Origin of the sequence: Escherichia sp. TW14182, assembly GCF_000208525.1 — a bacterium.
In the GTDB taxonomy this organism is placed as follows: domain Bacteria; phylum Pseudomonadota; class Gammaproteobacteria; order Enterobacterales; family Enterobacteriaceae; genus Escherichia; species Escherichia ruysiae.
In genome coordinates, this window is sequence record NZ_AEJZ01000194.1 from 1 (window position 1) to 14,293 (window position 14,293).

Here is a 14,293-nt window from a genome sequence, read left to right on the forward strand (position 1 = left end):
TGGGGGGGATGTGTTCATTACATTTCCTTTAGAGATGAGTAGTGCCAAATGCGGCGTTCCAGTCGTGTTCGAACTTCTCTATTGCTGACTCTACCGCAGGCGTGTTGAGCATTTGTTGCGCTACATCTAAGGGCAGGGTGATGGATTCACATCCTGCCAGCAAACAATCCAGCGCCTGACGCGGTGTTTTAAAGCTGGCAGCCAGCACCATGCTTTCTGGCGCGTGCATTTCCAGCAATGCTTGCAACTCCTGAACCGTGCGAATACCGTCACCGCCCTGGGCGTCTACGCGGTTAACATACGGAGCAACATATTTGGCGCCTGCCAACGCGGCTAATAACCCTTGTGCGGCGCTATATACAGCGGTGCCAAGCGTAGTAATACCTTCTTTTTTCAGTATTTTAATTGCTGCCAGACCTTCGGCGGTTACCGGGATTTTCACCACGATGCCCGGAATGGCGTCGCGCAGACGCTTCGCTTCTTCCACCATACCCTGCGCGTCACGGCTCATGGTCTGAGCAAACAGAATGCCCTCATCACCAACCGCTTTTTGCAGACGCGGCAGCACTTCCCAGATGGACTCCTTGCTGGCAGCGATGATGCTCGGGTTAGTTGTCACCCCGGCAATCGGGAATATGCGTGCCAGACGTTCGACTTCTGCGACGTTAGCGGTGTCCAGATACAGTTCCATGATGTTTCCTTTTACAGTTCCAGTTCATGTTGCAGCAGGCTGGCGATAGCGTCGGCAGAGGCGGCGTTAACCAGCGCGTTACGGAATTCTTCGTGCATGATGCGACGAGCGAGGCGCGAGAAAATGCGCATATGCTGATCGCCCGCAGCGTGTTTGTTCAGCGTTAACATAATGATGAATTGCGCTTCATCATCGCCCCAGCGCACCGGCGCTTGCAGACGCGCCACGCTGATGGTGGATTGCTCAATGTGTTCTGATTTGCTGTGTGGAATGGCAAAACTAAAGCCCAGACCGGTAGAGAAAACGGCCTCGCGCGCCCACAAGTCGGCTTCCAGTTTACGCGGATAGCGGCAGCGGCCTGCCAGCAGCAGGTTATCGGTCATGCCTTTGAGCACTTCTTCTTTGCTGCGCCAGTCGCTTTCCAGCGTGATGCACTCAGCGGTGACCAGCGGTGCGTCCTGTTGTGTCATGCGGAATTGTGCCAGCAGGTGTTCCACTTCCAGCGAAGTACGGCAGGCCATTGCCTGGTTGAGTAACTGGCGGCACTCACGGCTATCAAGTTGCGCCATTCGCGCTTTCGCCGCCGGAATTGACGGTGCGCTCATGCTGAGTTCATCCAGCCCTAAACCGACCAGCAACGGCAGCACGGAACCTTTCGCTCCCAGTTCACCGCACAGACCAATCCATTTGCCCTGGCGATGCACCGCCTGTACGGCGTAGTCGAGCGCCCGCAAGAATGCCGGATTCAGGCTGTTGTAGTGACGGGTAACTTTGGCGTTATCGCGATCTACTGCCAGTAGATATTGCGTCAGGTCATTACTACCGATACTAAAGAAATCAATCTCTTCGCAGCACTGATCGATGATGAACATCACCGACGGCACTTCCAGCATAATGCCGAGCTGGATCTTCTCATCAAACGGAATATGTTCGTTACGCAGTTGCTGTTTAGCTTCCGCCAGTTTTTCTTTCACCCATAAGATCTCTTCCATTGAGGAGATCATCGGGATCATGATTTTCAGGCTACCGTGAGCAGAGGCGCGCAGGATCGACCGTAGCTGCGTGGTAAACAGCGAGGCGTACTCTTCATAAATACGCACGGCGCGATAACCGAGGAACGGGTTAGCTTCTGCGGGAATGTTCAGATAATCAACGGGTTTGTCACCGCCAATGTCCATAGTGCGCACAATAATGCTGCGTCCGTTGGCGGACTCCAGCGCCTGACAAAAAATGTTGTACAGCTCGCTTTCGCCCGGTGCGCTGGTGCGATCCATATAGAGCATTTCAGTGCGGAACAAACCAACGCCTTCCGCACCATTGCCGAATGCGGCCTGCGCTTCCACGGAGTGGGCGATGTTAGCGGCAATTTCAATGCGGATACCGTCAGCGGTGCGGGCTTGCTGGGTCAGCCAGACACGTTGCTGCTCACGCAGGGCGTCCTGTACGCGGGCTTCTTGTTGATAATAACGCGCTACCGCGTCTGTCGGTTCGACCACAATCGCCCCGGCGTTGCCGTCGATATAAATCGTTTGCTGCTGCCACGGAGTAAGCGTGTCGATATCCACGCCAACCAGTGTCGGAATGTTGAACGAACGGGCAAGAATTACCGTATGTGACGTGGTGCCGCCGCTTTTGAGTAACAAACCTTTGAGGTGATTTTTATCCAGTTCGAGGAACTGACTGGGGGTCAGTTCATCCGCCATACAAATGGCGGGCTGAGTCAGTTTGCCCGGTGCTGGAAAGCGTTGTTCACCGTAAATTTGCTGGAGTAACTGGAAGCAGACATCGCGCACATCCAGCGCACGTTCTTGCAGATAGCTGCTGCTGGAGCGGGCGAACTCTTCGCAAAAGTGATTCGCACTGGCAACAATCGCTTCGGCGCAGCTTAATCCGGCGCTGACGCCTGCCAGTAAATGTTCGCGCAGGGAAGTATCGCCAGCCAGGGATCGGTGCGCTTCCAGAATCGCGCTGGTGGCGCCGTCGCTATCCAGCAGACGAAACTCAATGTTTTTCAGTACCAGTGTCAGGCCGTTTTCCAGTGCGGATTGCTCGGCGTCAACGTCTTTGGCTGCGGGAAGATTACCCAGCGCGTTAAGATCTAAAGAAGAGATCGGCGTCAGAATGCCACCTGCGCTACCGCTGCATACGGTGCGGGCGCGGATAATTTGCGGATTCAGATTGGTCAGTGAAACCGGCAGTGGTTCCAGTTCGTCAGATTTTACTTCCGCCAGCGGTGCGTCGCAGTGGGGGAATTCATCGCGCAGCCATTGGCTTAAACGCTGGTGCGCTTCCTGTTCGTCGGCTCCGGAAATCAGTAACTGGCAGTTATCGCCCACCAGCGTGTCGGTGCCAATCAGCGCCAGTGCGCTTTTGGCGTTGCCTTTGCGATCGGTGCGCAGGTTATGCCACTCAATTTGTGATGAAAAAGTATTACATAGCGTTTCAACGTGGCTTGCCGGACGTGCATGTACGCCGTTAGGTAGCTCACAAATAAATTCTACAATCAGGGCCATTGCCTTTCTCCCGGTACGGTTTTCTGTTTACAGGATAAGAGCGCACGGCAACGGCCTGCCATGTGACAAATCTGCCAAAAGCTGGACAAATGTAATGTAACCGCCAATTTGCGACGCGTCTCACAAGACGCGTCACTCCGGCATGATTCCGAGTTAACGCAAGTTATGAGGCGGATCGCATTTTTGTACAGACATTACAAAAATCCAGTAAATGGCCTTTTTATCCACTGTTTGCCCTGCTTGCGATTGCCTATTGTTTCTGCCATCAAAAATATGGACATGGGCTTTACTAAGCCCGGGAGCGACTTATGAATGAGTTGGTGCAGATCCTGAAAAATACCCGTCAGCATTTAATGACGGGCGTTTCACACATGATTCCCTTCGTGGTATCGGGCGGTATTTTGCTGGCGGTTTCCGTCATGTTGTATGGCAAAGGCGCAGTGCCGGATGCCGTCGCCGATCCGAATCTGAAAAAACTGTTTGATATCGGCGTCGCGGGTTTGACGCTGATGGTGCCTTTCCTCGCGGCGTACATCGGTTATTCCATTGCAGAACGCTCTGCGCTGGCGCCGTGCGCTATTGGTGCCTGGGTTGGTAACAGTTTCGGCGCGGGCTTCTTTGGCGCGCTGATCGCCGGGATTATCGGCGGCATCGTGGTGCATTACCTGAAGAAAATTCCGGTGCATAAAGTTCTGCGTTCTGTCATGCCCATCTTCATTATCCCAATCGTCGGCACACTGATTACCGCTGGCGTCATGATGTGGGGGCTGGGTGAGCCGGTGGGTGCGTTGACTAACAGCCTGACCCAGTGGCTTCAGGGAATGCAGCAGGGCAGCATTGTTATGCTGGCGGTGATCATGGGATTGATGCTGGCGTTCGATATGGGCGGCCCGGTTAACAAAGTGGCCTATGCATTCATGCTGATTTGCGTTGCTCAGGGGGTTTATACCGTGGTGGCCATAGCCGCTGTGGGTATTTGTATCCCGCCGCTGGGTATGGGGCTGGCGACGTTGATTGGTCGTAAAAATTTCTCCGCTGAAGAGCGCGAAACGGGTAAAGCGGCGCTGGTGATGGGGTGTGTTGGCGTCACTGAAGGGGCGATTCCTTTCGCCGCCGCCGATCCGTTACGTGTGATCCCTTCCATCATGGTCGGTTCTGTTTGTGGCACGGTGACCGCAGCAATGGTCGGTGCGCAGTGCTATGCAGGCTGGGGTGGTCTGATTGTGCTGCCGGTGGTTGAAGGTAAGTTGGGTTATATCGCAGCAGTGGCTGTCGGGGCGGTTGTGACGGCAGTCTGCGTGAACGTGCTGAAAAGTCTGGCGCGTAAAAATGGGTCTTCGGCTGATGAGAAGGAAGATGACCTGGATCTGGATTTTGAAATTAATTAATTGAGGAACGAGCCATGACGAAAATTATTGCAGTAACCGCATGTCCTTCAGGTGTTGCCCATACCTATATGGCAGCAGAGGCGCTGGAAAGTGCCGCGAAAGCGAAAGGCTGGGAAGTGAAAGTAGAAACCCAGGGGTCAATTGGTCTGGAAAATGAACTGACAGCGGAAGACGTGGCGAGCGGCGATATGGTGATTCTGACCAAAGATATCGGCATCAAATTTGAAGAGCGTTTTGCTGGCAAGACTATCGTGCGCGTCAACATCAGCGACGCGGTAAAACGCGCTGAAGCCATCATGAACAAAATCGAAGCCCATCTGGCACAGACTGCTTAAGTTTTTAGCCCGCCTGAAACGGCGGGCTTGTTTTTTCCCTACAGGAGTTCCTCATGACGAATCGTATCTCTCGCCTTAAAACTGCGCTGTTTGCCAATACCCGTGAAATCTCGCTGGAGCGGGCGCTGCTTTATACCGCCAGCCATAAGCAAACCGAAGGCGAACCTGTGATTATTCGTCGGGCAAAAGCCACGGCGTATATCCTGGAACACGTTGAAATTTCGATTCGTGATGAAGAACTGATTGCCGGTAACCGCACCGTAAAACCTCGCGCCGGGATTATGTCACCGGAAATGGATCCTTACTGGTTGCTGAAAGAGCTGGAGCAATTCCCGACGCGACCGCAGGATCGCTTTGCTATCAGTGAAGAAGATAAACGTATCTACCGCGAAGAGTTGTTCCCGTACTGGGAAAAACGTTCGATGAAAGATTTCATCAACGGGCAGATGACGGATGAAGTAAAAGCCGCAACCAGCACGCAGATTTTCAGCATCAACCAGACGGATAAAGGTCAGGGGCATATCATTATTGATTATCCGCGCCTGCTGAATCACGGGCTGGGTGAGCTGGTGGCGCAGATGCAGCAACATTGTCAGCAACAGCCGGATAATCACTTTTATCAGGCCGCGCTGTTACTGCTGGAAGCTTCACAAAAACACATTTTGCGTTACGCCGAACTGGCGGAAACGATGGCGGCAAACTGCACCGATGCCCAGCGTCGCGAAGAATTGCTGACTATTGCGGAGATCTCCCGCCATAACGCGCAACATAAGCCGCAGACGTTCTGGCAGGCGTGCCAGTTGTTCTGGTACATGAACATCATTCTGCAATACGAATCCAACGCCAGTTCGCTGTCGTTAGGGCGCTTCGACCAGTATATGTTGCCGTTCTATCAGACATCATTAACCCAGGGCGAAGACCCGGCGTTCCTGAAAGAACTGCTCGAATCTTTATGGGTGAAGTGCAACGACATCGTGCTGTTACGCTCCACCAGCAGCGCGCGCTATTTTGCGGGATTCCCGACCGGCTATACCGCGCTGCTCGGCGGTTTAACGGAAAACGGACGTAGTGCGGTGAACGTGCTTTCGTTCCTCTGCCTCGACGCCTATCAAAGCGTGCAATTACCGCAACCGAACCTGGGCGTGCGCACTAACGCCTTGATCGACACGCCGTTCCTGATGAAAACCGCAGAAACCATCCGCCTTGGCACCGGTATTCCGCAAATATTCAACGATGAAGTGGTGGTGCCTGCGTTCCTCAACCGTGGCGTTTCGCTGGAAGATGCGCGCGACTATTCAGTGGTCGGTTGTGTGGAGTTGTCTATTCCTGGCAGAACCTACGGCTTGCATGACATCGCGATGTTTAACCTGCTGAAAGTGATGGAAATTTGTCTGCATGAAAATGAAGGCAATGCTGCGCTGACTTATGAAGGTTTACTGGAACAGATCCGCGCCAAGATCAGCCACTACATCACCCTGATGGTTGAAGGCAGCAATATTTGTGATATCGGCCATCGCGACTGGGCGCCAGTGCCGCTGCTTTCGTCGTTTATCAGCGATTGTCTGGAAAAAGGCCGCGATATTACCGATGGCGGCGCGCGTTATAACTTCTCCGGCGTACAGGGGATCGGTATTGCCAACCTGAGCGATTCTCTCCATGCGCTGAAAGGGATGGTTTTTGAGCAACAGCGTTTAAGTTTTGACGAATTGTTGTCGGTATTAAAAGCCAACTTCGCAACGCCAGAAGGCGAAAAAGTTCGCGCTCGCTTAATTAACCGCTTTGAGAAATACGGCAACGATATCGACGAGGTGGATAACATTAGCGCCGAACTGCTGCGCCACTACTGCAAAGAAGTGGAAAAATACCAGAACCCGCGCGGTGGCTACTTCACGCCAGGGTCGTATACCGTTTCTGCTCACGTCCCGTTGGGATCGGTGGTTGGCGCGACGCCAGACGGTCGTTTTGCCGGGGAGCAACTGGCCGACGGCGGCTTGTCGCCAATGCTGGGCCAGGACGCACAAGGACCAACGGCGGTACTGAAATCAGTCAGTAAGCTCGATAACACGCTGCTGTCTAACGGTACATTGCTGAACGTGAAATTCACTCCGGCGACCCTCGAAGGTGAAGCGGGATTACGTAAACTGGCCGATTTCTTACGCGCATTTACCCAGCTTAAGTTGCAGCATATTCAGTTTAACGTGGTGAATGCCGACACGTTGCGGGAAGCGCAAAAGCGCCCACAAGATTATGCCGGGCTGGTGGTGCGCGTTGCCGGATATAGCGCCTTCTTTGTCGAATTGTCGAAGGAGATCCAGGATGACATCATCCGCCGGACAGCGCATCAGCTGTAACGTTGTGGAAACGCGCCGCGATGACGTGGCGCGCATTTTCAACATTCAGCGTTATTCGCTGAATGACGGTGAAGGCATCCGCACGGTGGTCTTTTTTAAAGGCTGCCCACATCTTTGCCCGTGGTGTGCTAATCCGGAGTCGATCTCCGGCAAAATCCAGACGGTACGCAGAGAGGCGAAATGTCTGCACTGCGCGAAATGTTTACGTGATGCGGATGAATGCCCCTCCGGGGCGTTTGAACGGATTGGTCGCGATATCAGCCTTGACGCGCTGGAGCGGGAAGTGATGAAAGATGACATTTTCTTTCGCACGTCCGGCGGCGGCGTCACGCTTTCTGGCGGCGAAGTGTTAATGCAGGCGGAATTTGCGACCCGTTTTTTACAGCGACTTCGGCTTTGGGGCGTCTCATGTGCCATCGAAACTGCCGGAGACGCGCCAGCCAGCAAGCTGTTACCACTGGCGAAATTGTGCGATGAAGTGTTGTTCGATTTAAAAATTATGGACGCGACTCAGGCGTGGGATGTGGTGAAGATGAACCTGCCACGCGTGCTGGAGAATCTGCGTTTGCTGGTAAGCGAAGGTGTCAACGTGATCCCGCGTTTACCGCTGATCCCTGGTTTCACACTCAGCCGGGAGAATATGCAGCAGGCGCTGGACGTGCTGATCCCGCTGAATATCAGGCAAATCCACCTGTTGCCGTTTCATCAGTACGGTGAACCGAAATACCGCCTGCTGGGGAAAACATGGTCGATGAAAGAGGTTTCTGCGCCCTCGTCAGCCGATGTGGCAACGATGCGCGAAATGGCAGAACGAGCCGGATTTGAGGTTACCGTGGGGGGGTAAAATGGCATACCTGGTGGCAGTAACCGCCTGCGTCAGCGGCGTGGCGCATACTTATATGGCGGCAGAACGGCTGGAAAAATTATGCCAGTTAGAGAAGTGGGGCGTCAGCATTGAAACCCAGGGGGCGCTGGGAACGGAGAATCGTTTAGCGGACGAGGATATCCGTCGGGCGGATGTTGCGCTGTTGATTACGGATATCGAGCTTGCTGGTGCCGAGCGATTTGAGCATTGCCGCTATGTGCAATGCAGCATCTACGCATTCCTGCGTGAACCGCAGCGGGTAATGAGCGCGGTGCGCAAAGTGCTTTCTGCGCCGCAGCAAACCCATCTTATTCTGGAGTAGTCGGTTTTTCTGTCAGTTGGCTGTGGTATTGCCGACGATATTCTGACGGCGAGCGTTCGGTGTTTCTACGAAACAGGCGGCAGAAGTAGTTGCTGTCGACAAAGCCGCAGGCGTGCGCCACTTCTTTTACCTTCAGGTCATAGCCTTTCAACAACGTTTTTGCATGTTCCAGCCGTGTATGATTCAGGTATTCGTTAAAGCCCGTCGCACCCGTTTTTTGAAACAGGTGGGAGAGGTAATTGGGCGAAATATAGAATGCTTGCGCGACAGATTCACGGGTTAGCGCGGAGGCATAGCGTTCATCGATATAATCGCGAATCGCTTCAAATAGTGCCTGGCTGCGTGAGGCGGTCTGGATTTGACTGCCGAGCAAGTCGCGGCAGTGGCTAAGCAGGCTGGCGACGATAAGCCTTGCCGTTTGCTGCTCCTGTGGCTGCATTTGCATTTCATTGAGTGTTTGCAGCAAGAATGAACCAATGCGCGGGCCGCGTCGGGCGACGTGCTGCTTTGCCAGATTTTGGTATTGCTTGCCATCCCATTGTACGACGCTGAAGCCGAGTTGCTGTTTGCCAAACAGCACGCTAAAGGTGGTAGCGGGTGTTTGCCATTGCGGGAAGTTCCAGCCGCCAGCAGGGACGTACAGTACATCGCCGGGAACTAACGTTGCGCCAGCGCCGGTATCAACAAACTCGCCTTCCAGCACAATTTCCAGCCGTGGAAAATCGACCTGATATGCAAGATCGGGCGCCGGGCCGTTACTGCTGGCAAAGTAAATCTGGCGCAGGGACAGCGGGCCGTTGATCAGGCGGGAGAGCAGATAGCTGACGTCGTGATACATGTTATTCCCTTAGGTATGTAGACGGGAAAACAGTAACTGGCATTATGAAAAAAGGCCACCTGAAAAGTGTGGCCTGATGAGAGTTCGATGTAAACATTGCGGCAGTATCGCATCCGGCAAATAGCGCCAGACGCGATACAAAGGTCATTTACTGATTACCCACCTGATCGCCATACGGCAGAGTGTCGTAATCGATCAGCGCGTTTTTCTTGTACGGGTTGCCAATCCAGCGGGTGGTTTCTTTGAACTGCGGGTTCACCACCGAACGGGTTGGATCGTAACCGTCGTAAGATAAGCCCGCCAAATCCGACCAGGTGTGGATCAGTTCCGCCAGGCTGTATTTACGATCGACATCCTGCGAGAAATCACGCGGATGAGTCGCCTGCCATTTTTCCGACGTCCACAGCAGGAACGGAATGGTGTACATGTGGCGCGTCGGGTTATCTTCGTTACGCCCCTGGGTTTTGTGCGGCGGCGTGTCGTAAACCTCTTCACCGTGATCAGAGAAGTAAACCAGGAAACCGTTCGGATCGGTCGCTTTAAAGTCTTTAATCAGGCTGGCAACCACATGATCGTTATACAGGTTAGCGTTGTCGTAATCGTTATACGACTCCAGCTCTTCTGCGCTTAATCCTGGTGGGACATGATCGGTATTGCCATCAAACTTGCCCTGATCTTCCGGGTAACGGTACTTGTATTTGATATGTGTACCCAGCAGATGAACGATGATCAGTTTCTTCGGCGCAGGGTCCTTCAGCACTTCCTGGAACGGCTTCAGCACGTTAGTGTCGTATTCACGCGCACTCTGGGTACGTTGCTGGTTCATGTAGTACTGCTTGTCGGTCTGGCGCGAAAATACCGTCAGCATGGTATTGCGGGCGGTCATCGTCTGCTGGTTGGTTATCCAGAAGGTTTTATAACCCGCCTGTTTCATCATGTTCATCAGCGACGGTTGCGTCAGATACAGGTCAGGGTTCTTTTCGTTGGCAAAAGTCAGCGCCTGTTGCAGGATTTCAATGGTGTACGGACGAGACGTAACCACGTTATTAAATACGGTCAGATTCGGATCGGTTTTATGCAGCGCATCCAGTTCTGGCGTGGTTTCACGCGGATAACCATACAGACTCATACGTCCACGCTGGGTCGACTCGCCAATCACCAGTACCAGGGTGCGTGGTTCGTTGCCCGATTCATCTTTGAAATTAGCCAGCGGCGGTAATGCATTATTTTCATTCAGCAGCTTCGTCAGCGAGTTAAGTTGCTGGCGATACTGATAATAACCGGTCAGGAATTGCCACGGGGCGGCAGGCTCCATGCGCGATGCCAGGTTATTCAACGTTTTCTCAAACGGCTTGTTTTTGATAAACGTATTCATGGCGATCGGATGCAGAATCAAACCGTAAAGCAGGGCAAAAGAGACGATATAACGCCACGGCTTCGGAATATAGACCGGGCGCAGGCGTGTCCACAGCAGAACTGCCACCGCCGTATAGGCCAGCGCGATAAGCACAATCTTCAGGCTGAAATACTGGCTTAAATACTCGCTGGCTTCGTTGGTGTTGGTTTCAAACATCACAAACAGAACGCTCTGCGAGAACTCCTGACCGTAGATGACGTAGTAGCACAGCGCCGCCAGAGAGGCCGCCCACAGCACCACGCCGATCACTGCGGCAATAATTTTAATCCGCTTCGGAAAGAGGAATACCGGGATCAACCACAGCGAACTGAACAGCAGTGAGTCGCGAATGCCGTTGGTGCCGCTGTAGCCGCTGATGTAAATAATGGCCTGTAACAGGGTAGAGAAAAACCAAAAGTAGAGCAGTGCCCAACCCAGGGCTTTCCAGCTAAAAAGGGGTTTAGTCTGGACTTCAGTGGAATGCATAGTAAGAACCCGTTTTGGATAATAGCGCCGAATGTAAGGACAAAACCTTAAGGATATCTGAAGGGATATCCAGAATCTGGGTGAAATGCAGACAGAAATATATTGAAAACGAAGGTGTTAGAACAGAAGTATTTCAGAAAACCCTCGCGCTATTGCACGAGGGTTGATAGAGGATGGGGGTTAGCCGGTATTACGCATACCTGCTGCAATTCCGGCAATAGTGACCATCAACGCTTGTTCGACGCGGGGATCCGGCTCCTGGCCTTCTTTTTCTGCCTGGCGGGAGCGGTGCAGCAACTCTGCCTGCAGTACGTTCAGCGGGTCAGTGTATATATTTCGTAGCTGAATAGACTCGGCAATCCACGGTAGATCGGCCATCAGATGGGAATCGTTGGCAATTGCCAGCACCACTTTGATGTCTTCTTCTTGCAGATTGCGTAACTCTTTACCTAACGGCCACAGCTCTTTGTCGACCAGGCGTTGGTCATAGTATTCCGCCAGCCACAGGTCTGCTTTGGCGAAGACCATTTCCAGCATTCCCAGACGCGTTGAGAAGAACGGCCAGTCGCGGCACATGGCTTCCAGTTCGCTCTGTTTGCCATCTTCCACCACTTTTTGCAGCGCAGTACCCGCGCCCAGCCAGGCTGGGAGCATCAGGCGGTTTTGTGTCCAGGCAAAAATCCACGGAATTGCGCGCAGTGATTCGACGCCGCCGGTCGGGCGACGTTTCGCCGGACGTGAACCTAACGGCAGTTTGCCCAGTTCCTGTTCCGGCGTGGCGGAGCGGAAGTATGGAACAAAGTCTTTGTTTTCACGCACATAACCACGGTAGAGATCGCAGGAGATGACCGAAAGTTCATCCATAATGTGACGCCAGCTCTCTTTCGGCTCAGGCGGTGGCAGCAGGTTGGCTTCCAGAATCGCCCCGGTGTACAGCGACAGGCTGCTGACCGTGATTTCTGGCAGACCGTACTTAAAGCGGATCATCTCGCCCTGTTCGGTCACGCGCAGGCCGCCTTTCAGGCTTCCTGGCGGTTGCGATAGCAGCGCCGCATGAGCCGGTGCGCCGCCGCGACCAATAGAACCACCGCGACCGTGGAACAGCGTCAGTTCAATACCCGCTTTTTCGCAGGTTTTGATTAACGCATCCTGTGCCTGATATTGCGCCCAGGAAGCTGCCATCACTCCCGCATCTTTTGCTGAGTCGGAATAGCCAATCATCACCATCTGTTTGCCCTGAATCAGGCCGCGATACCAGTCGATATTCAGCAGCTGGGTCATGACATCGTTGGCGTTGTTCAGGTCATCGAGAGTTTCAAACAGCGGTGCGACTGGCATCGCAAATCCAATACCTGCTTCTTTCAACAGCAGGTGAACGGCCAGTACGTCGGACGGCGTTTTCGCCATCGAGATCACGTAGGCGGCAATCGAACCTTGCGGTGCTTCGGCAATCACCTGACAGGTATCAAGCACTTCGCGCGTTTCGGCGCTTGGTTGCCAGTTGCGTGGCAGAAGCGGACGTTTGGAGTTCAGTTCGCGGATCAGGAACGCCTGTTTGTCGGCCTCTGACCAGCTTTCGTAGTCGCCGATGCCGAGATAGCGGGTCAGTTCACCCAGTGCTTCGGTATGACGGGTGCTCTCCTGACGGATATCAATACGCACCAGCGGTACGCCGAAACATTTCACGCGGCGCAGAGTGTCGAGCAGATCGCCGTTGGCGATAATGCCCATACCACACGCCTGAAGGGACTGGTAGCAAGCGTAGAGCGGCTCCCACAGTTCTTCGTTCTGCGTCAGCAGACCTTCCGGCTTCGGCAGTTCTTCGCCTTTCAGACGCGCTTCCAGCCAGGCCTGTGTTGCCATCAGGCGGGAACGCAGGTTTTTCATCAGATAGCGATACGGTTCTGCGGCACCTTCTTCGCCGACCAGCGCCAGCAGTTCAGGGGTTGCTTCAACCATCGACAGTTCAGAAACCAGAACCTGAATATCTTTCAGGAACAGGTCGGTTGCTTTCCAACGGCTGAGCAGCAGGACGTGGCGGGTGATATCGGCAGTGACGTTCGGGTTGCCGTCGCGGTCGCCGCCCATCCACGAGGTAAAACGCACCGGAACAAATTCGACGGGCAGTTTGTAGCCGAGATTCTCTTCCAGTTGTTCGTTCAGTTCGCGCAGGTAATTCGGTACGCCTTGCCACAGGCTGTTTTCTACTACGGCAAAGCCCCATTTGGCTTCATCTATCGGGCTTGGGCGCAGCTTACGGATTTCATCGGTATGCCATGACTGGGCGATCAACTGGCGCAGGCGGCGCATCAGTTGGTTGTGTTCGTAGTCGGCGATATCTTTGTTGTCGAGCTGTTTTAAGCACGCGTTCACTTCCACCATTTTGTGGATCAGTGTACGACGAGTAATTTCGGTTGGGTGCGCAGTGAGTACCAGTTCCAGCGACAGTGATTCCACCGCTTTTTTGATGGTGTCTTCGCTCAGTTCCGGCTGGTTTTTCAGTTTACGTAGGGTGCGGGCGATCACTTCCGGGTTGCTGGCAGCCTCGCCTTTCGGCGAAATGCTGTGGTATTGCTCGGCGGTGTTTGCCAGGTTCAGGAACTGACTAAACGCACGCGCAACGGGCAGCAGCTCGTCGTTCGACAAATTTTGTAAGGTGGTGAGCAACTCCTGGCGGTTAGCATCATTGCCAGCGCGTGAAGATTTGGACAACTTACGGATAGTTTCTACGCGTTCAAGAATGTGTTCTCCCAACGCATCCTTGATGGTTTCTCCCAGCACTTTGCCGAGCATACTGACATTACTACGCAATGCGGAATATTGTTCGTTCATATAACCCCAGACACCCCATCTTATTGTTTGAAGCCCGGTATCCTTCACGTCGCATTGGCGCGAATATGCTCGGGCTTTGCTTTTCGTCGTCTTTTATAAAGCCACGTAAAAGCGGTGACGTCAAATGCTGCGAAATCGCTTCAGCAAACGAATAACTAGCAGGAATTTACGCCATTAAATTCACGATGATTTAAATAAGCGTAACTTATGGAAATGTTAAAAAATCACCATACATAACACCAAAGGTGTAGGTCGGATAAGATGCGCAAGCATCGC

General features: G+C 53.3%; 10 protein-coding genes. 5 read left to right on the forward strand and 5 right to left on the reverse strand.

All coding sequences use genetic code 11. The annotated features are described in order from the left end of the window. Positions 1-28 precede the first annotated feature (28 nt). Positions 29-691, reverse strand: coding sequence for a fructose-6-phosphate aldolase (gene fsa / locus EQY_RS0116025; RefSeq protein ID WP_000424860.1), 663 nt, complete (start codon positions 689-691; stop codon positions 29-31). Between the two features lie 11 nt (positions 692-702). Next, positions 703-3,204 (reverse strand): phosphoenolpyruvate--protein phosphotransferase, encoded by a 2,502-nt coding sequence (gene ptsP / locus EQY_RS0116030; protein ID WP_001185121.1) that lies wholly within the window; start codon positions 3,202-3,204, stop codon positions 703-705. A 308-nt stretch (positions 3,205-3,512) separates the two neighbouring features. Here ptsP and EQY_RS0116035 point away from each other — a divergent pair, with 308 nt between their 5' ends. The 5 genes from EQY_RS0116035 to EQY_RS0116055 are packed head-to-tail and all read left to right on the forward strand — an operon-like array spanning position 3,513 to position 8,465. Beyond that, complete coding sequence (locus EQY_RS0116035) at positions 3,513-4,592, forward strand: PTS fructose transporter subunit EIIC (RefSeq protein ID WP_001004465.1); 1,080 nt, start codon at positions 3,513-3,515, stop codon at positions 4,590-4,592. Positions 4,593-4,606: 14 nt separating this feature from the next. Further along, entirely contained in the window at positions 4,607-4,927 is a 321-nt protein-coding gene (locus EQY_RS0116040; protein ID WP_000161268.1) for a PTS fructose-like transporter subunit IIB, read from the forward strand. 53 nt (positions 4,928-4,980) lie between these two features. Further along, on the forward strand, positions 4,981-7,278 hold the full coding sequence (locus EQY_RS0116045; RefSeq protein WP_000184793.1) for a formate C-acetyltransferase: 2,298 nt from the start codon (positions 4,981-4,983) through the stop codon (positions 7,276-7,278). Next, positions 7,244-8,122 (forward strand): [formate-C-acetyltransferase]-activating enzyme, encoded by an 879-nt coding sequence (locus EQY_RS0116050; RefSeq protein ID WP_000204110.1) that lies wholly within the window; start codon positions 7,244-7,246, stop codon positions 8,120-8,122. Before EQY_RS0116045 ends, EQY_RS0116050 begins: the two co-directional genes overlap by 35 nt. A 1-nt stretch (position 8,123) precedes the next feature. Further along, positions 8,124-8,465, forward strand: coding sequence for a PTS fructose-like transporter subunit IIB (locus tag EQY_RS0116055; RefSeq protein ID WP_000323849.1), 342 nt, complete (start codon positions 8,124-8,126; stop codon positions 8,463-8,465). Here the strand turns inward: EQY_RS0116055 and EQY_RS0116060 are convergent. The 3 genes from EQY_RS0116060 to ppc all read right to left on the reverse strand — a co-directional run bounded on the left by EQY_RS0116060 (position 8,452) and on the right by ppc (position 14,017). After that, complete coding sequence (locus EQY_RS0116060) at positions 8,452-9,303, reverse strand: AraC family transcriptional regulator (RefSeq protein WP_000274615.1); 852 nt, start codon at positions 9,301-9,303, stop codon at positions 8,452-8,454. The genes EQY_RS0116055 and EQY_RS0116060 overlap by 14 nt on opposite strands. A 148-nt stretch (positions 9,304-9,451) precedes the next feature. Then, complete coding sequence (locus EQY_RS0116065) at positions 9,452-11,185, reverse strand: phosphoethanolamine transferase CptA (protein WP_000556327.1); 1,734 nt, start codon at positions 11,183-11,185, stop codon at positions 9,452-9,454. A 180-nt stretch (positions 11,186-11,365) separates the two neighbouring features. Then, positions 11,366-14,017, reverse strand: coding sequence for a phosphoenolpyruvate carboxylase (ppc, locus tag EQY_RS0116070; RefSeq protein ID WP_001005563.1), 2,652 nt, complete (start codon positions 14,015-14,017; stop codon positions 11,366-11,368). Positions 14,018-14,293: the final 276 nt, after the last annotated feature.

Bases quoted from the DNA above. Each gene is read 5' to 3' on its own strand.
- fsa (WP_000424860.1), bottom strand. From the start codon at position 691: ATGGAACTGTATCTGGACACCGCTAACGTCGCAGAAGTCGAACGTCTG.
- ptsP (WP_001185121.1), bottom strand. From the start codon at position 3,204: ATGGCCCTGATTGTAGAATTTATTTGTGAGCTACCTAACGGCGTACAT.
- EQY_RS0116035 (WP_001004465.1), top strand. From the start codon at position 3,513: ATGAATGAGTTGGTGCAGATCCTGAAAAATACCCGTCAGCATTTAATG.
- EQY_RS0116040 (WP_000161268.1), top strand. From the start codon at position 4,607: ATGACGAAAATTATTGCAGTAACCGCATGTCCTTCAGGTGTTGCCCAT.
- EQY_RS0116045 (WP_000184793.1), top strand. From the start codon at position 4,981: ATGACGAATCGTATCTCTCGCCTTAAAACTGCGCTGTTTGCCAATACC.
- EQY_RS0116050 (WP_000204110.1), top strand. From the start codon at position 7,244: ATGACATCATCCGCCGGACAGCGCATCAGCTGTAACGTTGTGGAAACG.
- EQY_RS0116055 (WP_000323849.1), top strand. From the start codon at position 8,124: ATGGCATACCTGGTGGCAGTAACCGCCTGCGTCAGCGGCGTGGCGCAT.
- EQY_RS0116060 (WP_000274615.1), bottom strand. From the start codon at position 9,303: ATGTATCACGACGTCAGCTATCTGCTCTCCCGCCTGATCAACGGCCCG.
- EQY_RS0116065 (WP_000556327.1), bottom strand. From the start codon at position 11,185: ATGCATTCCACTGAAGTCCAGACTAAACCCCTTTTTAGCTGGAAAGCC.
- ppc (WP_001005563.1), bottom strand. From the start codon at position 14,017: ATGAACGAACAATATTCCGCATTGCGTAGTAATGTCAGTATGCTCGGC.